This window comes from Nocardiopsis terrae (assembly GCF_014651695.1).
Taxonomy (GTDB): domain Bacteria; phylum Actinomycetota; class Actinomycetes; order Streptosporangiales; family Streptosporangiaceae; genus Nocardiopsis; species Nocardiopsis terrae.
In genome coordinates this window covers 530458-552788 of sequence record NZ_BMXJ01000004.1, presented here as the reverse complement: position 1 = coordinate 552788, position 22331 = coordinate 530458, and the positions used below count along the sequence as shown (strand labels likewise).

The following is a 22331-nucleotide window of genomic DNA, read 5'->3' as shown; positions in this document are numbered from 1 at the left end:
GTGCGCCCGGGCCGCCGGGGTCGGATCAGGGGATGCGGATCACCTGTGCGGCGTAGACCAAGCCCGCACCGAATCCCAGGGTGAGCACGGTGCTCCCCGACGGCAGTTCCCCGCGTTCGATCATGCGCGACAGCGCCAGAGGGATCGATGCGGAGGAGGTGTTGCCAGCGGTGACGATATCGCGGGCCACAAGTGCCTGGGGCGCACCCAGCTTGCGTGCGATGGACTCGACGATCCGCAGGTTGGCCTGGTGGGGCACGAAGGCGGTGAGCTCGGAGGGCTCCACGCCGGCCCGCTCCAGGGCTTCCAGGGCCACCTTGTACAGCTCGGTGGTGGTCCACCGGAAGACTGCCTGGCCCTCCTGGTAGAGGTACTTTCCCTCACGCAGGTAGATCTTGTCGGCGCGCTCGCCGGAGGAACCCCACACGACCGGACCGATGCCGTGGTCCTCGGTGGCCGAGACCACGGCCGCCCCGGCACCGTCGGCGAAGATCACACAGGTGGAGCGGTCCTCCCAGTCCACCCAGTCGCTGAGCTTCTCCGAACCGATCACCAGGACGTTGCGCGCGCTCGCGGCCCGGACGGAGTCCGAGGCCAGCCCCAGGGCGTAACAGAAGCCCGCGCAGGCGGCGTTGACGTCGAAGGCGCCCGGGGCGGTGATGCCGAGCCGGGCGGCGACGGTGGCGGCGGTGTTGGGGATCTGGTCCTGCACGGTGCAGGTGGCCACGATCACCAGGTCGATGTCCTCGGGGGAGAGACCGCTGGCGGCCAGGGCCTTGCCGCCGGCTGCCACGGCCATGCTCGCCACGGTGTCCTCGGGGCCCGCGATGCGGCGCTCCTTGATGCCCACCCGGCTCTGGATCCACTCGTCGGTGGTCTCGACACGGGCCTCCAGGTCGGCGTTGGTCACCACGCCGGACGGCTGGTACTCGCCGAAGGAGAGGATCGCGGCGCCGCCGGGCACGTTCGGGGACTTGAACATGGTCAGCCTTCCTGCTGGGTGCTCGCGGAGGAGGCGGTTCCCGCGTGCTCCTTGATGAGGGCGCCTGCGCGATCGAGGTCGTCGGGGGTCTTCACCGCGAGGAGTTCGACACCGCGCAGCGCGCGCTTGGCGAGGCCGGTGAGCGTGCCCGCGGGCGTCAGCTCGATGAGCGCGCTCACCCCGAGGTCGGCGAGCGTCTGTGTGCAGGCGTCCCAGCGGACGGGGGAGGAGACCTGGGCGATCAGACGCTCCAGGTACTCGGTGCCGCTGCCGACCACGGCGCCGTCGGCGTTGGAGAGCAGACGCACCGCGGGGTCGGCGGGCTCCAGTCCCCGGGCGGCGGTCCGTACCCGCTGCACGGCCGGGGCCATGTGCTCGGTGTGGAAGGCACCCGCGACGGGCAGGGGGCGGAGCCGGGCCCGTTCGGGCGGGTTCTCGGCGAACGCGGCCAGCTGTGCGGTGGTGCCCGCGGCCACGATCTGGCCGGATCCGTTGTCGTTGGCCGGGGTCAGTCCGGCGGCCCCGATGGCGGCCAGGACGTCCTCGCGCTTGCCGCCCAGGACCGCGGTCATGCCGGTCTCGGCCTGCGCGGCGGCGTCGGCCATCCCCCGGCCGCGTTCGGCGACCAGCGCCAGCGCGTCCTCGGGGGAGAGCACGCCCGCGATCGCGGCGGCGGTGAACTCGCCGACGCTGTGCCCCGCCGTGGCGTCCACGAGCGAGGGGTCGGCGGGCAGCGGGGCCCCGGGGACGAACGGCGGGCCGAGCACGGCGGAGGCCGCGGCGAGGCCGGCGCTGACCAGCAGGGGCTGGGCGACGGCGGTGTCACGGATCTCTTCCGCGTCCGCGGTGGTGCCGTAGCGCACCAGGTCGAGGCCGGTCACCTCGGACCACGAGGCGAACTTCTCGGTCATGCCGGGGAGTTCGAGCCACGGTGAGAGGAAACCGGGAACCTGGGCGCCTTGGCCGGGAGCAACGATTACAAGCACGACATCAACCTTGCCCTGTAGGAGATCACCAGTTGGATAGGGAGAGACACGAAGTTAGGAGGAGACCGTTTGTAGGTACTCCACAAAACGGCGTCCGAGCTGTGCCCACGAGCCCGAAACGGGTGGAGGAGATCACTTTCTGACGTTACGCGGGCGCCTCCGTGCGCCGTCCGGGGACCCCGCTCACCTGGAGGGTGACGGCCGACACGGGGGTGAACTCCGGGGCCGGACCGGAGAGGATGCGAACCTGGACGGGTGAACACCGAATCCCAACCGACTGAGGACGGCGCGGCTGCGCCCTCCGCCTCCGAGGCCGCCCAGGACCGGACCCGCGCGGAGACCGTCCGCCGCCTGGAGCGCTCCATGGGCGTGCTGGGCACCGCCGCCGTCAACCGTATGGAGGAGCGGCTCGGCTGGTTCCGCAGGATGTCCGCCCAGGACCGCTCCTGGATCGGGCTGGTGGCCCAGTCCGGGGTCGCGGCCTTCGTCGACTGGTTCCGCAACCCCGGGCGGGGCCGTCCCGCGATCACGGTGGAGGTCTTCGGCACCGCCCCGCGCGAGCTCACCCGCTCGGTCTCCCTCCAGCAGACCGTCGACATGATCCGTGTGGTCATCGACGTGGTGGAGAGCCAGGTCGAGGAGCTGGCCGCACCCGGCGGTGAACAGCAGCTGCGCGAGGCCATGCTCCGCTACACCCGCGAGGTGGCGTTCAGCTCCGCGAAGGTCTACGCCCGCGCGGCCGAGGCGAGGGGGGCCTGGGACGCGCGCCTGGAGGCGCTGATCGTCGACGCACTGCTGCACGGCGACCAGGTGGAGGGCCTGCAGACCTGGGGTTCGGCGCTGGGCTGGTCGCACACCCCGGTGATCGCGGTGGCCGGGGACGTCGGCGAGGACGCCGGCGGCAAGGTCCTCGACGATCTGCGCTCGGCCGCCCGCCGGCTCGGTTACGACGTGCTGGCGGGAACGCAGGGGCGCCGTGTGGTCGTGGTGATCGGCGTGGGCGACCGGTACCCGGTCGACGAGCTCCCGCTCGCCGCCGCCGAACCCCTGGCCGGGCTCTTCGGGGACGGGCCCGTGGTGGTGGGGCCGACCGTGCCCGACCTGCACGCGGCGGGGGCCTCGCTGCGTGCGGCCGTGAGCGGGCTCCGGTCCGCCGTGGCCTGGCCCGACGCGCCCCGCCCGGTGCTCGCGGACGACCTGCTGCCCGAACGCGCCCTGGAGGGCGACGCCGAGGCCCGCCGCCAGCTCGTGACCGAGGTGTTCCTCCCGCTGCGGAGCGCGGGCTCCCCGCTCCTGGACACGCTGTCGGTGTACCTGGAGCACGCCTCCTCGTTGGAGGCCACCGCGCGGATGCTCTTCGTGCATCCGAACACGGTGCGCTACCGGCTCAGCCGCATCTCGGAGCTCACCGGACACATCCCCTCCGACGGCCGGGGCTCGTTCGTGCTCCGGATCGCGGTGGCCCTCGGAAGGCTGTCCGAAACCCGGGAGAGGTGATTCGCCTCACCGGTATCAGGCATAACCGTGACGGAGCCCGCCGGTACGTCGTAATCTTATCGTTGCCTGCTATTTCGGCTGCCTTATGGAAGTTTCACCAGCGCCGGGTATGCCTGTAACTGACCGTGTGCGCCCGGGGACCAGGCGAAAGAGATAGCTTTGATACGGGCGGGATGCAGGTGGAGCCAAGAGGCGACGAAAACCCTCGGGCGACGCTCCCCGCACCGCCTCGTCACGACGTTCTTGGGGGGTCCAACGCTGTGGTCGAGCGACCGAGGAAGAGGTTCCGGATACTACGCCCGGTGATCGATTTCGTTCTCCAGCCCACTCAGGAGGGCGAGCTGCGCAGACGGGTGCTGTTCTGGCTCCCCGCGCCGATTCCGGTCCTGGGGCTGGTCTACCTCATGGTGGGAGGGACGTTCTCCGCCGCCGGTTGGACGATCCTGCTCGCCGCCAGTGTGGGGGTGGGAACGATGCTGCTCGCCATGCTCGTGCAACCCACACCGCTGCCGGAGGGCCTGGCCCCGCCGGTGTCGGCCCGCCGTTCCCTGCACCGCTTCCGCCAGTTCACCCAGCTGCGGGTGGCGCTGGCCCTGGTGCCGATGGTGATCGGTGCGGCCGCCGCGGTCGCGGGCGGCGGCATGTACCCGCTGTTCGCCGCGCTGGCCCTGGCCTGGCCGCAACTGCTGCTGGCCGTGCCCACCTTCTTCACCATCACCAAGGCGCGCCGTGCCATGGAGGCCTGGGGCACCACGGCCTACCTGTGGCACGCGCTGTCCCGTCCGGCCAGGGTCACCTGGCCGGTCGCCACCCCGCTGGCCCGCTCCTACCGCGCCTGGCGGGCCGACCGGGACCGCCGCCTGGCCCAGCAGAAGGAGCAGGACCAGCAGCAGGAGAAGGCGTGGAAGGAGGCCGTGCGGGAGGAGAAGCTCAACCCGACCGAGACCGCGGCCCCCGCACCGGAGGCGTCCGGCAGCGGATCCGGCACCGGGGAGTCCGGGCTGCAGCGCACCCGCAGGCTCCACGCGCTGCCGGAGGAGACCGGTAACGAGGACAACGAGCCCACCGCGCTCCTCCCCAAACCCGAACCGGCCGCTTCCGAGGGCACTCCCGTCCCGGCGACCGGGACCCGCGGCACGGTGAACCGGGCCGCCCGGCAGATCCTCGAACAGGGCGGCGCGCTCGGCCTGGGAGTCCGGCGCAGACGCCGCGGCCCCCACACCACCCGGCCTCCCCGCTCCAACAAGCCCTGACCGGTCCGGCGGCGCCCGCCCGGGCGCCGCCGGGCTTCGTCCGCCGACCGGACGCCCCCGGAGTCCCCGGCGGCGGTCGCGGGAGAGCGGTTCCGATCCCCGGGGCTCAGACCCGGGCGCGGCGGTGCACCTCGGGCAGGGCTTCGCCGCCGCCCTGCGGGCAGTGGTACCAGCGCGCCTCGGCCTCACGGCCGTCGAAGGCCACCTCACCGATGGTGTTGCCGAAGTGGGGGCGCCCGGCCAGACGCCACGACAGCGGGCTGCGGCGCACCCCGGCCAGCCGTGTCATGACCAGCCCGGCCAGATGGAAGGGCCAGCTCGCGGAGAGGGCGGCGGCGCGGCGGAAGTTCGGGGGGAGCTGGTTGCACAGCGCGGAGGAGACCAGCTGGGTCACCCGGGACGTCGTCCCTCCTCCCGCGCGGGCGCGGGCGCGGGCCAGGTAGGAGAAGTGGACGTCCCCGCTGAGCAGGAGGACGGTGGCGGGGGCCGGGCCGCGTCCGCCCCGGGCGACGTCGAGCAGTGCGTCGGCCAGGCGGTGGAAGGAGTACTGGAAGGCGCCCCAGTGCTCCAGGTCCAGGGCCTGGCGGAGCCTTTCCGCGGGGCCGCGCGCCGCCGCCCCCCAGGCGCCGCCGCACACCGCCTCGTTCCAGGCCTCCAGGTGGTGGACCGGCGGCGGCAGCAGGACCGGGACGGTGGAGGCCACGACGATGTGCTCCGGGCCGCCGGTGAGGTTCTCGTCGAGCCAGTCGTGCCCCTCGGAGCCGAGGATGGACCGGGAGCCGTCGGAGGGGTCGCCCTCGCCCAGGGCCCGGTTGCAGCGGGTGTCGGCCACCAGGATCCGGACACCGCCCACGTCGTGGCGGTGGCTCCACCGGTAGGAGGACGGCTCCTCGTGGGCCCGCCAGGCGAAGGAGTCGAGGGTGTCCCCGGCGTCGGCGCCGCGCTCCCGGTGGTCGCGGACCGCGGCCCACAGCGGGTCCTCGGCCCGCGCGTCGGGGGAGAGGTTCCCCACGTGCTGGTACACCCAGTAGGCGCCGAGTCCGCTCGTCACCCGGGTGCGCCACCACGGACGCTCGTCCATGCCGCGCCGCCAGGCCGCCGAGGTGTTCCAGTCGTCGCGGATGTCGTGGTCGTCGAAGACCATCAGGGTGGGGACGGTCGACAGCAGCCACCGCACCTGGGGGTCGGACCAGGCCTGCCGGTAGAGCTCGGCGTACTCGTCGTAGCGCACCACCTCGTCCTCGGGCGCGTCGTCACCGGAGGCGTCGTCACCGGAGTCGGTGCGGCGCACCCGCCTGAGGAAGGCGCGCATCGGCTCCTGGACCTCGTCGGCGTAGACCTGGTCGCCGATCAGCAGCAGCACCAGGTTCTCGTCGGCTGAGTCGAAACCCTCCCGGGCCAGCCGGCGCGCGCTCGCGCGGAGCATGTCGGGCCCGTAGCGGACCAGCCCCTCGGGTGTGTCCCCGGTGGGGGCGCGGCAGGAACCGTACAGCAGCCGGGTGGGCGCCTGCGGGCAGAGCGTGCGCAGGACACTCGGCGGCAGGGAGTTGTCGGGTTCGGGCCAGACCCGGTCCTCGCCGAGGAAGACCTCGTAGGGAAGGACCGCACCGGTGGGGAGGCCGTCGATTTCGCACACGGCGTAGTGGTGGCCGTGGACCGTGAAGGTCCGGGCGGCGTGGACCGCCCCGCCGTCCACACGGATCCGGACGTCACAGGGCGCGTCCGTCTCCACCCACACCGTTGCGGTGGTGGGTCCCACATGCCGCAGCACGGGGCCCAAAAGTAACGAGACAGTCACCCTTTTCCCTTCTTTCGACCAGTTTCACACACGTCGACGACGAGTATGGACCCTTCGCGCAGCTCGCGGCCACGCACGGTTGACATGCGATGGTTGCGCCCGGGGCCCGGCTGCGCGAAGGTGGCGCTATGCGGACACAGATCCTTGAGCTGCACACCGGCGGATCGGAGAGCATCACCGACATCACCGGGCAGTGCAGCGACTTCGTCGCCCGCAGCGGTGGCGACGGCCTGCTCAACGTCTTCGTCCCGCACGCGACCGCGGGTGTGGCCATCATCGAACTCGGGGCGGGGTCCGACGACGACCTCCTGGCCTCCCTGGACGACCTGTTGCCGGCCGACGACCGTTGGCGCCACAAGCACGGCTCCCAGGGACACGGGCGTTCACACGTCATGCCGGCGTACGTCGCTCCCCAGACCACGGTGCCCGTCCTTTCCGGCAGACTCGAACTGGGAACGTGGCAGTCCATCGCGTTCGTCGACCTGAACGTGGACAACCCGGACCGACGGGTGCGGCTGTCCTACCTGAGGTCGGAATGAACGGAAGCCGACGCGTGCCGGGTTCGGCCGCGCGTTGACGGGAGATGCCAGTAGCGTGTGAACTAGGCCATCAGCGATGGTTACGGACCCACGTGACGGGCGACCGAAAAGCCCGGCATCGTTGTGACAACTGCTTCGTGCAGGCAAGATTGAGAAAAACCATCTGTGGAGGAGAACTTTCGTGAGCGCGACCGCGGGCCAGGCACAAAGCGAACGCGGCTTGGCTGACCGACTCGGAATCAAGCCGGGTCAGGTGGTGCAGGAATTCGGGTTCGACGACGACGTCGACGAGGGACTGCGCGCATCCATCGCCGAACTCACGGGCGAGGCGCTGGTCGACGAGGAGTACGACGGCGACGTCGACGCGGCCCTGCTGTGGTGGCGGTCCGACGAGGAGGGCGACCTCACCGACGCACTGATGGACACGGTGACCACCATCGCCGACGGCGGGACCATCCTGGTCCTGACCCCGAAGGCCGGACGTGATCTGCACGTGTCCCCCAACGACGTCGCCGAGGCGGCCAACACCTCGGGCCTGTCCCAGACCAGTGCGGTCAGCATCGGTGCCGACTGGTCGGGCATCCGCCTGGTCGTCCCCAAGAGGTGACGGTCGGCACCCGCACCGGGTGAGACGTCCGGTGCCGCGCGTCCCGGCAGGAAAAGACGCGCGGCGCTGAAGGGCGCCCGCTGAACGGCGGGCGCCGATACCGGCCTGTACGCCGACGAACGCGAACGCGAGTATGACCGACACCGTCTCCACGGGCGCCAGCGCGCCCGAGATCGCCCTCCGGGACCAGTACGGCCAGGAGGTCCTCCTGAGCTCCCTGCGCGGCGGGCCCGTGCTCGTGGTCTTCTACCCGCTGGCCTTCTCCGGTGTGTGCTCCGGCGAGCTCGCCGACCTCAGCGAGCACCACGCCGAGTTCAAGGAACTGGACGTCACCGTCCTCGCGGTGTCCGTCGACTCCACCTTCGCCCTGCGCACCTGGTCCGACCGGGAGGACTTCCCGTTCGCGCTGCTGTCCGACTTCTGGCCGCACGGCGCCACCGCCCGGGACTACGGGGTCTTCGACGAGCAGCGCGGGGTCGCCCGCCGGGGCACCTTCCTCATCGACGGCCACGGCACCGTCCGCTGGACCGTGCACACCCCCGCCGGTGAGCCCCGGGACGTCACCGAGTACCTTCGCCAGGCCCGGGAGCTGGCCGGATAAATCAGGCGCGAGGACCGCCGAGAAGCGGTATGATCGCTCGCGACGCACACACGGGGCGCGTAGCTCAGTTGGTTAGAGCAATTGCCTTACAAGCAATAGGCCAGGGGTTCGAGTCCCTTCGCGCCCACTCCACTCCGGGACGACCCTGCTCGCGCGTGACCGCGCTCGCCGGGTCGTTCCGTCGTTTCTTCTGGGGGGCGACCCCCAGACCCCCGGTGTGGGGCTTCGCCCCACGGGTTGTAGTTACGTTGTCCAGGGTCCACTCCATTCCGGAACGGCCCTGCTCGGGGGCCTTCGGCCGCCTCGCCGGGTTGTTCCGTCGTTTCCTCTGCAAGAGTGGTTGCGGGGGGACCCGGAACTCGCGGTGTTCTCCAGTCCCTTGAGGGCTGTCCTCGCGGGGAAGTCCAGCAGCGAGAAGAAGCCCTCAGGTTCCTCCTGGCGAACGGCCTGGTCGCGCTTCAGTAGCTCCTGGAGCCTTCGGGGAAGCGCGCCGCTACTCGTCCTCACCGGTCTTACGACGCCACTACCGGAAGCCCTCGGAGTTATCCCACAGGTGCCGCTCGCCCTCTTCGGCGCGCCGGTACCAGTGCTCGGCCTCGTCGGTCTCACCACGCTTCTCCAGGAGGTTCCCGAGCTCGGACATGGCGCTGATGTAACCCTCCTGGGCGGCACGCCGGTACCAGTCCTCCGCCTCCCTGGTTCTGCCCTGTTTTCTCAGGAGGTGACCGAGCTTGCCCGGTGCGGCTATTGCGGTCAGGTCGTCCTGCTGGGCGGCGTGCCGGTACCAGTGCTCGGCCTCGTCGGTCTCACCACGCCTCTCCAGGAGGTTCCCGAGATCGAACATGGCGAGGGTTTTTCCCCCTTGGGCGGCGTGCCGGTACCAGTGCTCGGCCTCGTCGGTCTCACCACGCCCTTTCAGGAGGTTCCCGAGATCGAACATGGCGGAGGTGCTGCCCTCCTGGGCCCGGAGCCGGTTCCAGGCCTCGGCTTCACCGGCCTCACCAGGATCTTTCAGGAGCATCCCGAGAACGAGTGTGGACAGGCCGTCGCCGTCCCGGTTGGCGCGCCGGTACCAGTCCTCGGCCTCGTCGGTCTCACCACGCGCTGTCAGGAGGAGCCGGAGGTTGTGCATGGCGAAGGTGTTGCCCTGCTGGGCGGCGCGCCGGTACCAGTGCTCGGCCCCGTCGGTCTCACCACGCCTCTCCAGAAGTTGCCCGAGGTTGAACATGGCGAGGGAGTCGCCCTCCCGGGCGACACGGAGCCAGGCGGTTTCGGCGACGTCGGCCCGGTCTGCGTGGTAGGCCGTGAGACCGACGTCGAGGCGGTCCTGGTCGGTGGCCGCGTCCAGAGCGTTCTGCCACACCGCGTCGGGCAGGGGGTCGGGCAGGGTGAGGTAGTCAAAGGCCCGCCACCGGAGGCCGTCGTGGTCGGCGGGCACCAGCAAACCGGCCAGACCGCTCCGGGGTTGCGTCGCCCACTCCCAGGCCCGGTCGGTCTCCTCAGGCAGGGGAGGCGGATCGGGCAGGTAGGCGCTGTGGGCGGTGTGGAGCTGTTCGCGGGTCAGAGGGCTGGACACCCCGGCCTGGGCCAGACCCACGGCTGCGGCCACCAGTGCATACCCACGAGGGTGGCCGCTGTCGGGGCCATCGCGCCAGGCCTGTTGCAGCAGGGGGCCGGCTGCCAGCTGCTCGGCCACACCGAAGCGTTCATCGGCCGCAGCCTGGACCAGGCGTTCGTCTGCGCTGGCACGGGCGCGTTCGCGCTCGGGCAGGCTCCAGCGGCGGTTGACGACGACCGGTGGGGTCTTGAGCACCGCATAGCCCGCCCTCTCCGAGCCGGGGGCGGGGTCGGTGGCGCTCGGGCGCAGGGAGTCAAGCCGCTCCCGCCGGATGGTGGCGGCCACCAACGCGCCGGTCCGGCCCAGTTCGGCGACCAGGGCCGGGGTTAGCCCCGAGGAGCTCAGGTGGCGGTCCAGATCGTCCAACCACACCACCCACCCCTGTGGGTTCCGCTTGGTTCTCTCCTGGAGCCAGGTGGGAAGAGACCGCAGGTCGGTGTCCTCGGGCGGGGCCACCAGCATCCGGTCGGGCAGGGCGCGGGCCAGCGCGGCGGCTAGGGCGCGGGTCTTGCCCGCGGTGGAGGCGCCGGCCACCAACACCATCCCGCCGCGCGGGTGCTCCGCGGCCGCACTCAGCCGCCGGTCGAGTTCGTCGTCCACATCGCGGGCCACGTAAGGGGGCAGCCCCGCGTCCTCAGCGCCGGGCAGGGCGTCGTGGGCGCCCAGGTCACGGGCATCGGCCTGGTGGACGGGCAGGGCTATCTCCACCCAGCCCGGCACCGGCGCCCCCGCCTGGGCGGGTGGGGTGTTCACGGTGACCGGTCCGTGGATGGCGCCGGCCTGGATCGAGACCCCGTGGTTCTCACCCATGCGGTTGTTCACCCCCGCCCCCGCCGGTTCCGGTTCGGGCGCCTGCGCCAGAGGGGTGGAGGCGCGTTTTGGGGGTGTCCAGGCCAGGGCCATGGCTGCGGCGGCCAGGACGAAGGAGCCGGCCCCCGCAGCCCAGGAGAGCTCCTCCAGACCGGGCAACAGCAGGGAAGCTCCCAACACCAGCAGCAGAGCCGCCCCGATGGTCGCCAGGACCCACACCCGCATACGTCGCATACGCCGATTCTGCCGCCTCTACGGCGCTCTCGGCGATCCCTGCGAGGATCCGGGCCTGACGCTCGCTTGTCGGGGTGCCGTTAACGAACGTGTCACCAGCCGCAAACGCAGCTGAACCTCACCGGTCGGTGGTGAGTACCTCCAGGGCACGAGCCTTGTCCGCCTCCGCGGGCAGGGCGTAGCGGCGGGTGGTGTTCAATCAGCGTGGCCCGTCAGCTCCGCGACCAGCACCACGTCGACCGGCTCAGAGGCGAGGCCGCCGTGCCCGCGCACCAGGTCGGTGCCGAGGGTGTGGCGCAGCACGTGCGGCCCGAACGCCTCGCCGTCGTCGGCCGGCCCGACCCCCGCCGTGGCCCCGAGCGCGGACACGACGGTGTTGGCGGACCGGGTGGACAGGCCTGCGCCGTCACGGTTGCGGATCAGCGGGCCCGCGGTGGGGCGGCCGAGCTCGTCGAGCAGTGCCTCGAGGGTGGCGCGGGCCTGGGCGTGCAGCGGCACGGCGCGGTCCTTGCCGCCCAACCGTCCTTTCCCGCGCACCCGCACGCTCCCCTTCCTCGCTGAGAGGCGGATGTCGGCTACGTCCAGGGCGCCGGCCTCGCGGGCTTCGGCGAGCCAGGTGAGGAAGGCGGCAGTGCTGCGTCGGTACTTGTCGCGGGCGGCCGCTCCGAGGTCGGTGGCGGCGGCCAGCCGGTCGGTGAACGCGGCGAGTTCGGCCGCCAGGTCGTCGGGAAGCTCCACGGGTCGGCGGGGACGTCCGGTCCGTGTGTTTCCGGAAGTGGATTCGGAGGGCTGCCGCGGGCCGGGGGGCGTGCTTCCACAAGTGCGACACCCACCGCGAACCCCAGCTGAGTTACTCGCGGGTTACGTGCCCTGCTGTCGAGCCTTCGGGAGGACCGGGGCCTGCTCTTAACGATGCGGTCGGACCGCTCCCAGTCACCGCCTGAGAGCCTCCGTTGCCCCTTTCGGGCTTGTCTTGGCCGCCTCCCGGTATCGGCGAGGTGTCCAAGCGGTTGCACGATTTGGGGTACCCGGTTCCGAATTCGGCGCCCGATTCCGGTGAATCCGCAGTACACGGGCTTGTGGGGCCGCAGAGGCGTCCGATCGCTTTGCAAACGGTTGCATTAACACCCCTTGACATGGAAAGCGCTTTCTCTACTCTCAGGTAAAGCACTTCAAAGCTCATGCTCCACTACGAAGGGTAAGCAGTGAGACGAACAAGCACGCGTCGACTCCTGTCGACGATGGCCGTGGCGGCCATGGTGGCGGCCGGTCTGGGTGCGATGTCCTCGGCATCGGCGCAGACCGGCGACGCCACGGGTTACGCGAGCGAGAACGGCGGAACCACCGGCGGCGCCGGCGGGCAGAAGGTCCGGGCCACCACCGGAACCGAGATCCACGAAGCCCTGTGCGAGCGGCCCGGCACCGACACCCCGATCATCATCGAGGTGGAGGGGACCATCAACCACGGCAACACCTCCAAGGTGTCGGGCGACGGTTGCGACACCGCGGACGACGTGATCGAGCTCAAGCGGATCAGCAACGTCACGATCGTCGGGACCGGCGGCGGAGCCGTGTTCGACCAGCTGGGCATCCACATCCGCGAGTCCAGCAACATCATCATCCAGAACGTGACCGTCCGGAACGTCAAGAAGTCCGGCTCGCCCACCTCCAACGGCGGTGACGCCATCGGGATGGAGAGCGACGTCCGCAACGTCTGGGTCGACCACGTCACCCTGGAGGCCTCGGGCGGGGAGTCGGAGGGCTACGACGCCCTCTTCGACCTGAAGAACAACACCCGGTACGTCACCCTCTCCTACAGCACCCTGCGCAACTCCGGCCGCGGCGGCCTGGTCGGATCCAGCGAGAGCGACCGCTCGAACGGCTACGTCACCTACCACCACAACCTGTACGAGAACATCGACTCGCGCGCCCCCCTGCTGCGCGGCGGCACCGGGCACATGTACAACAACCACTACTCGGAGCTGCACAAGTCCGGCATCAACTCCCGGGCCGGGGCCAGTGCGAAGGTGGAGAACAACTACTTCAAGGACTCGAAGGACGTCCTGGGCACCTTCTACACCAACGAGAAGGGTTCCTGGGAGGTCAGCGGCAACATCTTCGACAACGTGACCTGGTCCGACGAGGGCGACAAGAACTACCCCGCCGGCCCCGACCCGCAGTCCAACACCTCGGTGAGCATTCCGTACTCCTACGAGCTCGACGACGCCGGCTGCGTGCTGGAGGTGCTGGAGCAGACCGCGGGTGCGGGCAGGGGCAACCGCACCTCGGACGGCGACTGCGAAGCGGAGGAGCCGACCGAGCCGACCGACCCGGACCCCACCGACCCGGTCGACCCGGACCCGACCGACCCCTCCGAGCCGGAACCGACCGATCCCCCCGACGGGACCAACCTCAGCATCGGGGCCGGCGCCGACGGCTCCGGCAAGGCCAGCGGGACCAGCTACGGGAACGCCATCGACGGCGACATGAGCAGCTACTGGTCGCCGACCGGTCCGACCGGCCGTATTTCGGTCAAGTGGGGCTCCGACACCACGGTGTCCGCGATCAACATCCGCGAGGCGGCCGGGGCCGAAGGCAACATCGGCTCCTGGCAGGTCGTGGAGCACGACAGCGGCGACGTCCTGACCACCGGCAGCGGAGCCGGCGTCATCACCTTCGACCCGACGGCGCTGCGAAAGATCAACTTCGAGATCACCAGCTCGGACGGCACGCCGCGCGTCGCCGAGTTCGAGACCTACGCCGGCTCGCCGCAGGACGGCGGAGGGGACACCCCGCCGGATGACGGCGGTGACACGCCTCCGGACGGTGGCGGCGACACCCCGCCGCCCTCGGGCGACGAGCTCTTCGTGGCCCCGGGCGGCAGTGACGGCGCCGACGGCACCGAGTCCGACCCGACCACGCTCCCCTCGGCGATCGACCGGATCGAGCCCGGCGGGTCGATCTACATGCGCGACGGCACCTACGACCTCTCCGAGACGGTGCACATCGAGCCGGGGAACGACGGCCTGTCGAACGACCGCAACGAGCTGTTCGCCTACCCCGGTGAGACCCCCGTACTGAACTTCTCCGCCCAGAGCGAGGACTCCGCCAACCGGGGACTGGCCATCGGCGGCGACTGGTGGCACATCAACGGCATCGTCGTCGAGCGCGCCGGCGACAACGGCATCCTGCTGGGCGGCAACGACAACGTCATCGAGAGGGTGACCACCCGGTTCAACCGCGACACCGGGCTGCAGCTGTCGCGGTACACCGCCGGCGCCCCCAAGTCGGAGTGGCCCTCGAACAACCTGATCGTCAGCTCGGTCTCGCACGACAACGCCGACTCCGACGGTGAGGACGCCGACGGGTTCGCCCCCAAGCTCACCGTCGGGGAGGGGAACGTGTTCCGCCACACCGTGGCCTACAACAACATCGACGACGGCTACGACCTGTACACCAAGTCGGACACGGGCCCGATCGGCGAGGTGACCATCGAACACTCGCTGGCGTTCGGCAACGGCTCGCTCTCGGACGGCTCCCAGCACTCGGACGGCGACCGCAACGGCTTCAAGCTCGGCGGTGCGGGCATCGAGGTGGACCACGACGTCCACCACAACATCGCCTTCGAGAACGGCAAGCACGGTTTCACCTACAACTCGAACCCCGGCACCATGACGGTCTCGAACAACCTGAGCATCGGCAACGAGGAGCGCAACTTCCAGTTCGACGGCGGCGACTCGGTGTTCCGCGGCAACACCTCGTGCGACAGCGGCTCGACCGACCGGTACCGGGGCGACGCCGACGGCTCGAACCAGTTCTGGGACGGCTCCAACGGTTCCCGCTGCTCCCAGTACTCCGGGGACCTGGACTGGAGCTTCGACTCCGACGGCCGCCTCGTGGTGACCATCGGCGGCAGTGAGGTCGACCTGTAACCGATCCGGCCGACAGCGCCGAAGCAGCCTGGACGCCGGCCGGCCCGCCCGATGCATTCGGGCGGGCCGGCCGTTCCGGATGCGGCCCGACCGACTCCGGACCGCGACGGACTCAGTCCACGATCGTCCAGGTGCCCCTGCGGTGGTTCCGGGCCCTACCGCCGGGGTCGTAGCCGCCCTCGATGTTGCCCGCGACGTCCACCGCGAACCAGTGGACGGTGGTGGTCTCCTCGATCAGCAGGGTCTCCCGCTCCCCGCGCACGCCCGTCAGCTCCAGCTTGGGGGAGTCGAAGTCCGGACGGCTGCCGTCGAGGGTGTAGTGGATCTCGGCGGGCTCGCTGGTCTCGAAGACGACCTCCACCGGTCCGGTGTGCCCGCCGTGGCGCGGCGAGGCTCCCGAACGCGGGCGGAACCGGTCGTTCTGGTGAGCCAGGGCCACCTCCAGCATGGTGTACAGCCCGTTGGAGTACTCCATGCCCTGGGCGTGGGCCTCCTCCCACGGTGGCTGGAACCCCGCCTGGCCCAGTTCGAAGTTCCAGGCGAAGATCCCGTTCTCGTACCAGAGGTGGTCGCCGGAGTTGCCCGCCGCGGAGTACAGCACGTCGATGATCGGACCGGTGCGGGCCGGGGTGACCACGGTGCCGCGGTGCTCCTTGATCGCTCCCAGGATGCTCGCCGACGACTCCCAGAAGTAGGCCTCCTCCATCGCCGTCGGCCGGGGGGTGGAGACGCGCCCGTCGGCGACGTAGGCGCCCGGGGACCACATGAAGTAGTCGCCGGAGGAGTGGATGTTCATCGAGAAGTCGATGTTGTCGTGGGTGTCGACCAGCCACACCAGGTTCTGGTTCTCCGGCTGCGACAGCGGCCCCAGCTCCTCGGGTCCGGCGAACGTGGTGGCGGTGCAGTTGAACGAGGCCCCGGAGTAGCCGTCCCACAGGGTGTAGGCGCCGTAGTTGCGGTTGTTGTCCACGCCCCACTGCGCCCCCCGCTCCACGGCCCACTGGTCGCGGGCGCCCTCGGTGCCGCAGTAGTTGGTCATGTTCTTGCGGTGCAGCGGTACGTCGTGGAACGAGTAGTTCGCGCCGTCGGGGTTGAACGAGGGCATCAGGAAGATGTCCAGCTCGTCCACCAGCTCGGTGGTGGTCTCGTGGATGCCGTAGTTGCGCACCAGGCGCTCGGCGGTCTCGATGGTCACCAGGGGGGTCTGCCACTCCCGTGCGTGCTCCTGGGCGTAACCCAGCACACCGGTCCTGGAGCCGTCCCGGGTGGAACCGATGCGCAGCGCGTAGACCGGCGCCGGTTCGCGGGACACGTCCTCGGGTGCGTCGAGGAAGTCGCTGGCACGCACCCTCTCCGGCTCCACCACCCCGTCTCCGGCGTTGCCCCGGAAGGTGAAGGCGCGGACCAGGTCGCCCGCCCCGGCGTTGACCGCGTCCACGACCTGCGCCGCGGTCGTGGTGACCGCGCCGCTGCCGTCGGTGGCCAGGGACACGGTGATCTCCTCGCCCTCCACCCCCACCGACAGTTCGGAGTCCGGTGTGCCGGGGGCCGCCAGGTCCACGACGACGTCGTTTCCGCCCTCGTGGCCGTACACGAGCGACTCCACGACGACGCCGCGGTCGGCGTTGCGGCCGTTGACGTCCACACCGAGGATCGCCTGGGCGTGGCGGCGGTAGCCGTTGGTCGGGTGGGGCAGTTCGACGACCTCGGCGATGTCGGGGAACTCGTCGGCGATCTGGTGGATCCGGTCGTAGAGTTCGCCCGGTGTCATGTAGGCGTTGAGGAAGTCGGTGTGGGGCAGCGGGTCCCCGGGCCCGTCGGGGTCCGGCAGCCACTCGGTGACCTCCGCGACGGCGGTGCCGCCGTGCGGGCTGGTGACCCGGACGCGTTCGGGCCGCTTGGCCACCTCCGCCTGGCCGCGGTGGTACATGTACACCCCGACGTCGACGAAGCGGTTCAGCGTCTGGGTGCCGCCGTCACCGATCTCGGTGCCGGGCCCGGCGTCGCGTTCCACGGTCAGCTGGAAGTTCCCGCTCTGCCCGGAGCTGGAGCCGACCTCCACGGACAGGTAGTCGCCGTTTCGGCCCTCGAAGTAGTCCGCCCGCAGGACCTGCAGCTCGTCGGTGTCGGAGAGCGTGCCCACCCCCTCCTCGGACCCGTTCTCGGCCCGTAGCCGTTCGATGGTCGCCTCGCGTTCGTCGAGGCGGTCCCGGGAGTCGGACTCGGTGAAGAGCACGTCGCCGAAGGTGAACCCGGCGTCGTTGTAGGTGTCCAGGTCGAAGGGGCCGATCACGGCCTGGGCGACGAACCCGTGCTCACCCGACGGGTCCAGTCGGGCGATGTCCCCGCCCAGCTCCACGAGCCGGTCGAGCTCGTCCCGGTCGTCGAGGAGGACCTCCACCACCGATGTCTCGTCGAGTTCCAGTACCGCCGTGTCGGGTTCGGCCGCGGCCGGCACCGCCGTCGGCAGCAGCAGCGCGGCGGCCGCCCCGACGACGAGTCCGGCGCGGCGCGCACGCCGCGACCCGCTCCATGTCGCTTGTCCCATTCCGGTCCTTTGCGCTCAGCGCGGAGCGGGCGGGTGGCCCGGCCTCCGCGGCAAGTGGCGCCACCGCCGTTCGGGCGGGGGCGGACGGGCACGGTCGGACCGGCCGCGGGACCACTGGACAGCACTCACACCGTCGGGATCAACGTGCTCGGTGACGGGGGTCGGGGGAGGGGGTACGGGGGGAGGCGCCCGGGTGGACGGCGCGGCCGCCGTCACGTACCCGGATCTGGTTGTTGCTCAGAGGCTGTCGTGCTGCCAGGGTCGCGTCAAGGACGGTAAGGCGGGAGATGTTGGCGGAGCGCCGGAGCGGACCCGGGATGGACCCGCTCCCTCCGGCGCCCTCGGAGCGGGAGCGCGGACGGCCGATGACGGACAAGACCGACTTCAAGAGAAGCCTCGACTCCTACCGGGCCGGGCGCGGCCGGTTCCGGATCCTGGACGTCCCCGACCTGCGGTACCTGATGGTGGACGGCCACGGCGACCCGACCGCCTCGCCGGTCTTCACCGAGGCGGTCGAGTCGCTCTACCCGGTCGCCCACAGGCTGAAGTTCGCCAGCAAACAGGAGTTGGGCCGTGACTACGTGGTCCCGCCCCTGGAGGGCCTGTGGTGGGCCCCGGACATGGACTCCTTCACCGTCTCGCGGGACAAGTCGCGGTGGCTCTGGACGCTGATGATCATGGTCCCGGAATGGATCGGCCAGGACATGGTCGCCGCCGCCGTCGAACGTGCCGGGGCGGGGAGACGACCGCCGCGGCTCGACGACATCCGCCTGGAAGCGCTTTCCGAAGGCCGCTGCGTGCAGACGCTGCACGTCGGTCCCTTCGACGAGGAGGCGGACGTACTCGCGCGGATGCACGACGAGTTCATCCCGGAGAACGGGCTGCGGATGGTCGGCAGGCATCACGAGGTCTACCTCAGCGACTTCCGAAGGGCCGCACCCGAGAAGCTCCGCACCGTCCTCCGGCAACCGGTCGTCCCCGCCACCTGAGCACCTTGCGCCGACGAACCCCGTACCTCAGCTCGGCCGAGCGGAGCACGGGGTTCGGGTAGGGAGCCCCGTACCTCAGCTCTGGACCGGGGCTCCCGTGGTCGCCGGGTGCCTCCGGAGAGCGGCCGCCCGCTCGCGGCACTCCACGGCCGTCCACACCAGTGCGGTGACGCCCTTCAACAGCCATTCATCGGTGATCGCCGGCAGGAAGAAGCGGACGATCCAGGTGAGCTCGTCGACGCACCGCCTCTTCTCGGGCAGTTCCATGTCCCGCGGTTCCGCCCGGTCCGTGGCTGAGGCGATTCCGCGTCCCAGATCCTCCGTCACAGCCTTGAGCAGCTTCGCGGCCAGCTCCGTGTCCACGGTCCGGAGCGCGGCCGAGCCCTCCGGGTCCCGCACCCGCATGTGCTGCCACCAGCCCGGCGGAAGCACCAGCGAGGTTCCCGCCGCGTACCGGTGGCAGTACTCGCGGACCGCCATCAGACCGCTGGAGCCGCCCCGGCCGATGCGGTGGGCGGCCAGGACTCGTCCCTGGGAGTCCACCAGTTCCTGGCGGTGCCGGCTCACGCGGCGGACCGTGACCTCCGCACCGCCGGGGAAGCGAACCCGTTCCTCAGCGGTCTCTCCCGGACCGTTCCCGTCCTCGTGCGTGCACCTCTCGAGCGGTTGGCCCTCGACCTGTGCGGTGAGGCACACCGAGCACCACCGTCTTTCGACGGACGACCTCAAGCGGGTCGTCAGCACCGGTTCGAGGCCTTCGGGCCCGACCGGCCTCATCGAGGAGTCGAAGGTCCCCTCCCGGTAGGCGAGGTACAGGTCGGGCCCGCACTCCTCGAGAGCGTAGGAGTGGCGGGGATCCAGGCCCTCCAGCACGGGGAAGTGCAGCTCGTCGGTCACGCCACCGCTCAGGGTCGCGGCCAGGGACTCGGCCGCCCGAACCCCGGCCAGGATCGGCTCCACGCGCTCGATGACCTGCGGGGTGGGCTCCCTCCAGAGGAAGCGCTCCGCCGCCCGCACAGCCGCGTAGAGCACTGGCAGCCCCGGAGCGTTCGGCCCGCTGATCCATGCGTGGTGGTCGGCCAGGATGTCATCGACGACGTCGGCGAAACCGGGTGTGTGGACCAGCCCCCGCGTGTACTCCGCCATCTGCTCCCGGACCCGGCGTGCGTGATGACCCCCGTCCTCGGGGATGGGCGAATCCGTGGAGCGCCCGAACCCCGACGTACTCTCGAACCGTGTGTACCCGTCCACCGCGGCCCGCAGGCGTCCACGCCACAGGGGATCGGCTGCCAGAGCGGTGAGGTCGTGTGGTGCCGGGGTTTCGAGCAGCCAGCTCTTCGGGTTGATCGCCCGGAGCCGCTCCGCTCCCTCCGGGTCCTTGCCGCGGTAGCCCTCGAGCGGCATCCCACAGGACACGACGAAGTCGAGTGTTCCCAGAGGCTGTGGTTCGTGCCGGCTGAAGGGGGACACCAGCGGTGAGCAGTCGGCGGCCAGGCCCGCCTCGCGCAGCACCGCCCCGGCCTGGCGGAGGGGTTCGCGGACCTCTTCGGCCGGAAGCGCCATCCACGCGTACGTGCGCAGGAACGCGTCCGCCCAGTGTTTGACCGCGGCGGCGGAAACCCCTGAGGCCGTACCGAAGGGCTCCCCGACCCCGCTCTCCCGGAGCACACGGGCCCAGAGTCTGGCGGCGGCGGCCTTCGCCTTGGCGGTCTGCCCCGAAGGGGCCGGGATCTGGGTGGCCAGTAGCCCGCCCAACCGCGGGTCCTCCGCGACCATCGAGTGCAGGAGGGGCAGGAACGTGCTCCACGTCCTCGCCGGTGCCAGGGCCAGGGAGCCGTTGGTGAGCATCGCCCGGACCGCGCGTGCGTCGGCCTCGCGGTCGCCGGTTCCCTGACCGCCGCTGCCCTGGTCACCGGGCACGATTCCGGCCGCCCCGGCCAGAGTGGCCAAGCCGGTCGCGAGGTCCTTGGACGCCCGGTGCTCGGCCTCGCACCAGACGATGACCAGCTCGCGGTGGCGGCGGTAGGCCTCAGCCGGGTCGAGCCGGGCGGCGAGGGCCCTGGCGTGGGTTTTCAGGCTGTGGGGGAGGGAGCCCGGAGCGGGGAAGCGGGCGTATGCCTCGATCACGGCGTCCTCGTCCACGCGGTCGAGTTCGCGCTCGGCCGCCCTGGCCTGGTCGTGGAACCCGGTGGCGTAGGAGGCGTTGCCCACCTCGGCGAGGACCTGCGCGCACTCGTCGAGGAAGAGGTGACGCAGTTCGGGAGCGGTGTGCAGCAAGGTGTCGGCGGCCTCGTCGAGCGCCTTGCGAGCGCGTCCGGGTTTGGCCGGGGCGACCTCGCCCTGGGCGCGGAGCACCGGCAGGAGCGCGAGAGCGTGTTCGAGCTGGGCGGGGTGGCGTTCGAGCACGGCGGCCAGGAACTCGGGCGGGCGGTGACGGGTGGCGCCGACCCCGGTTTCGGAGTGGTGGACCAGGCCCAGGGCTTCCCAGAGGACCCGCCGACCCGCGGCCGAGTGGTCGGGGACCAGCGTGACGACGTGCCCGTCGAGTGCGGGGTGGGACAGCCCGAGCGCGATGAGCGCGTCCTCCCCGTCCCGGGCGGGGGAGAGCGCGACACCGCCGGCGTGGACGAGGCAGGCGCGTTCGTCGCGGACGGGGAGCGGTCTGGGCGGTGCCGGGTCACCGGTTCGGTACTCCACCGCGGGCACCTGCTGCTGTTCGGTGCCGCCCCGGTCGTCCCCGGCGTCGGGACTGCGTTCGTACAGCTCCATGAGGATGTTCACGCCCTCGGACCAGGCGACGTCGTCGACCGGGCCGGAGCGAGGGTGCCAGGCCAGGTCATTGACCGCCACGCAGCTCTCCAGCCCCTGCCAGCGCAGCCCCACGGTCACGGGGACCGGTCCGGCGCCGTGATCGGCCCCGTAGACCTGGAAGTGGGCCGTCTCGCCGCGGATCCGTCCACCGAACTGGTTGGCCCGCTTCTCGAAAGCCGCTCCCGCGTCGTAGCCGAAGGAGTGCTTGAGGCCGACGGAACTCGTCCCGGGGGCGAAGTCGTCCGGGCGTCGCCACACGGGGCGGTCCAGCTGAGGGGATCCGTCCGCGGTGCCGTGCCTGTCGGCGAGCGCGCGCCAGGAGGACAGGTCCGCGCCGAGCCGGACGGGATGGGGAAGGCTGAGAACAGACGCCGTCGACCAGCTGCGGGTACCGTCCAGGGCCACCAGCTCCACGCCGCGCTCGGGGTGGGTGTCACCGACCGCGCCGGGTTCCCCGGTGTCCGGGCCGTCGGGGTCGGGGACGACGACGATCCCGGTCAGCGCCTTCCGCCAGACGGGGTCGGACCAGACCGCGGTGAGCAGCACGGCCGGGACCGACAGCGAACGCAGCACCCACGTCCGGACCTGCGCGTGGACGTCCTCCTCATGCCGGGCGAGGCGTCCGCGCAGGTCCCGCAGGGCGATGACAGCCGGATCCCTGCCGAGGGACGAGGGCACGCGTGCCAGCTCACGGCCCTTGGGGTTGCGGCAGACCAGCTGCGCCCGGGAGCCCTCGCCCCGAAGACACACCGTGTACTCGTCGCTGACGGTTACCCATCCCATTGCTGCCGTCCTCTTCGTCCGTATGCCGAGTGAGTGGCAAGCATCGTGGCACGGGGTTGCGACAGCGGGCCGGGGCGGTGGTCGGGGGCGGTCGGGGACTCCTTCTCCGGTTGGCCTTACGGGGACGGGTTCGAGTGTCTATCGTCGGTTCCCCCCTGCCGGAGCAGTCGCAGAGTTTCTCCCTCACGTACTCGGCCCTGCGCTGCGGTCTTGCCGAGGTGCTGACCCGAGCCCCTCGCCCGGACAGCCCGAACCTCCCCTGCTGTCCCCGGGTCACCGGTCCTGGCCCTCTGGCGGCCCTGCGGTTGAAAGGGGCCCGTCTCACCGGGCTGGACGTGGTCAC

The 22331-nt window shown here is 71.0% G+C and carries 14 protein-coding genes and 1 tRNA gene; 8 read left to right on the top strand and 7 right to left on the bottom strand.

Annotated features, from left to right (window positions below):
• Nucleotides 1–25: 25 nt before the first annotated feature.
• Nucleotides 26–982: a beta-ketoacyl-ACP synthase III gene (locus IE195_RS13840; RefSeq protein WP_191271350.1), complete on the bottom strand. Its 957-nt coding sequence runs from the start codon at nt 980–982 to the stop codon at nt 26–28.
• Nucleotides 983–984: 2 nt separating this feature from the next.
• The gene (locus tag IE195_RS13835) at nt 985–1893 is read right to left on the bottom strand and encodes an ACP S-malonyltransferase (RefSeq protein ID WP_225943031.1); all 909 of its coding nucleotides are present in this window, start codon (nt 1891–1893) and stop codon (nt 985–987) included.
• 330 nt (nt 1894–2223) lie between these two features.
• Between IE195_RS13835 and IE195_RS13830 the strand changes: the two genes are divergently transcribed.
• Nucleotides 2224–3465, top strand: coding sequence for a PucR family transcriptional regulator (locus tag IE195_RS13830; protein ID WP_191271346.1), 1242 nt, complete (start codon nt 2224–2226; stop codon nt 3463–3465).
• Nucleotides 3466–3767: 302 nt separating this feature from the next.
• Nucleotides 3768–4718 carry a hypothetical protein gene (locus IE195_RS13825; RefSeq protein WP_191271343.1) on the top strand — a complete coding sequence of 317 codons (951 nt, stop codon included), beginning with the start codon at nt 3768–3770 and terminating at the stop codon, nt 4716–4718.
• Between the two features lie 106 nt (nt 4719–4824).
• Here the strand turns inward: IE195_RS13825 and IE195_RS13820 are convergent, their stop codons facing one another.
• On the bottom strand, nt 4825–6516 hold the full coding sequence (locus IE195_RS13820; protein ID WP_191271341.1) for a DUF7800 domain-containing protein: 1692 nt from the start codon (nt 6514–6516) through the stop codon (nt 4825–4827).
• A gap of 128 nt (nt 6517–6644) precedes the next feature.
• Between IE195_RS13820 and IE195_RS13815 the strand changes: the two genes are divergently transcribed.
• The 4 genes from IE195_RS13815 (at nt 6645) to IE195_RS13800 (ending at nt 8390) form a co-directional block, all read left to right on the top strand.
• Complete coding sequence (locus tag IE195_RS13815; RefSeq protein WP_191271339.1) at nt 6645–7055, top strand: secondary thiamine-phosphate synthase enzyme YjbQ; 411 nt, start codon at nt 6645–6647, stop codon at nt 7053–7055.
• Nucleotides 7056–7236: 181 nt separating this feature from the next.
• Nucleotides 7237–7662, top strand: a complete 426-nt coding sequence (locus IE195_RS13810) for a DUF3052 domain-containing protein (protein WP_191271337.1) — start codon at nt 7237–7239, stop codon at nt 7660–7662.
• 133 nt (nt 7663–7795) lie between these two features.
• Nucleotides 7796–8263, top strand: a complete 468-nt coding sequence (locus IE195_RS13805; RefSeq protein ID WP_191271335.1) for a peroxiredoxin — start codon at nt 7796–7798, stop codon at nt 8261–8263.
• Between the two features lie 53 nt (nt 8264–8316).
• Nucleotides 8317–8390: transfer RNA gene (locus IE195_RS13800), tRNA-Val, on the top strand.
• A 396-nt stretch (nt 8391–8786) separates the two neighbouring features.
• Here the strand turns inward: IE195_RS13800 and IE195_RS13795 are convergent.
• Together IE195_RS13795 and IE195_RS13790 are read right to left on the bottom strand one after the other, a co-directional pair.
• On the bottom strand, nt 8787–10925 hold the full coding sequence (locus IE195_RS13795) for a tetratricopeptide repeat protein (protein ID WP_225942387.1): 2139 nt from the start codon (nt 10923–10925) through the stop codon (nt 8787–8789).
• Between the two features lie 195 nt (nt 10926–11120).
• Complete coding sequence (locus tag IE195_RS13790; RefSeq protein WP_229826202.1) at nt 11121–11663, bottom strand: tyrosine-type recombinase/integrase; 543 nt, start codon at nt 11661–11663, stop codon at nt 11121–11123.
• Between the two features lie 467 nt (nt 11664–12130).
• Here IE195_RS13790 and IE195_RS13785 point away from each other — a divergent pair, with 467 nt between their 5' ends.
• Entirely contained in the window at nt 12131–14857 is a 2727-nt protein-coding gene (locus IE195_RS13785; RefSeq protein ID WP_444544294.1) for a pectate lyase family protein, read from the top strand.
• Between the two features lie 112 nt (nt 14858–14969).
• Here the strand turns inward: IE195_RS13785 and IE195_RS13780 are convergent, their stop codons facing one another.
• Nucleotides 14970–17405: a M14 family zinc carboxypeptidase gene (locus IE195_RS13780; protein ID WP_191271333.1), complete on the bottom strand. Its 2436-nt coding sequence runs from the start codon at nt 17403–17405 to the stop codon at nt 14970–14972.
• A 365-nt stretch (nt 17406–17770) separates the two neighbouring features.
• Between IE195_RS13780 and IE195_RS13775 the strand changes: the two genes are divergently transcribed.
• The gene (locus tag IE195_RS13775) at nt 17771–18394 is read left to right on the top strand and encodes a GyrI-like domain-containing protein (RefSeq protein WP_191271331.1); all 624 of its coding nucleotides are present in this window, start codon (nt 17771–17773) and stop codon (nt 18392–18394) included.
• A gap of 75 nt (nt 18395–18469) precedes the next feature.
• Here the strand turns inward: IE195_RS13775 and IE195_RS13770 are convergent, their stop codons facing one another.
• Nucleotides 18470–21988 (bottom strand): DUF4132 domain-containing protein, encoded by a 3519-nt coding sequence (locus tag IE195_RS13770; protein WP_191271328.1) that lies wholly within the window; start codon nt 21986–21988, stop codon nt 18470–18472.
• Nucleotides 21989–22331 lie beyond the last annotated feature (343 nt).

Bases quoted from the DNA above. Each gene is read 5' to 3' on its own strand.
- IE195_RS13840 (WP_191271350.1), bottom strand. From the start codon at position 982: ATGTTCAAGTCCCCGAACGTGCCCGGCGGCGCCGCGATCCTCTCCTTC.
- IE195_RS13835 (WP_225943031.1), bottom strand. From the start codon at position 1,893: ATGACCGAGAAGTTCGCCTCGTGGTCCGAGGTGACCGGCCTCGACCTG.
- IE195_RS13815 (WP_191271339.1), top strand. From the start codon at position 6,645: ATGCGGACACAGATCCTTGAGCTGCACACCGGCGGATCGGAGAGCATC.
- IE195_RS13805 (WP_191271335.1), top strand. From the start codon at position 7,796: ATGACCGACACCGTCTCCACGGGCGCCAGCGCGCCCGAGATCGCCCTC.
- IE195_RS13795 (WP_225942387.1), bottom strand. From the start codon at position 10,925: ATGCGACGTATGCGGGTGTGGGTCCTGGCGACCATCGGGGCGGCTCTG.
- IE195_RS13780 (WP_191271333.1), bottom strand. From the start codon at position 17,405: ATGGGACAAGCGACATGGAGCGGGTCGCGGCGTGCGCGCCGCGCCGGA.
- IE195_RS13775 (WP_191271331.1), top strand. From the start codon at position 17,771: ATGACGGACAAGACCGACTTCAAGAGAAGCCTCGACTCCTACCGGGCC.
- IE195_RS13770 (WP_191271328.1), bottom strand. From the start codon at position 21,988: ATGGGATGGGTAACCGTCAGCGACGAGTACACGGTGTGTCTTCGGGGC.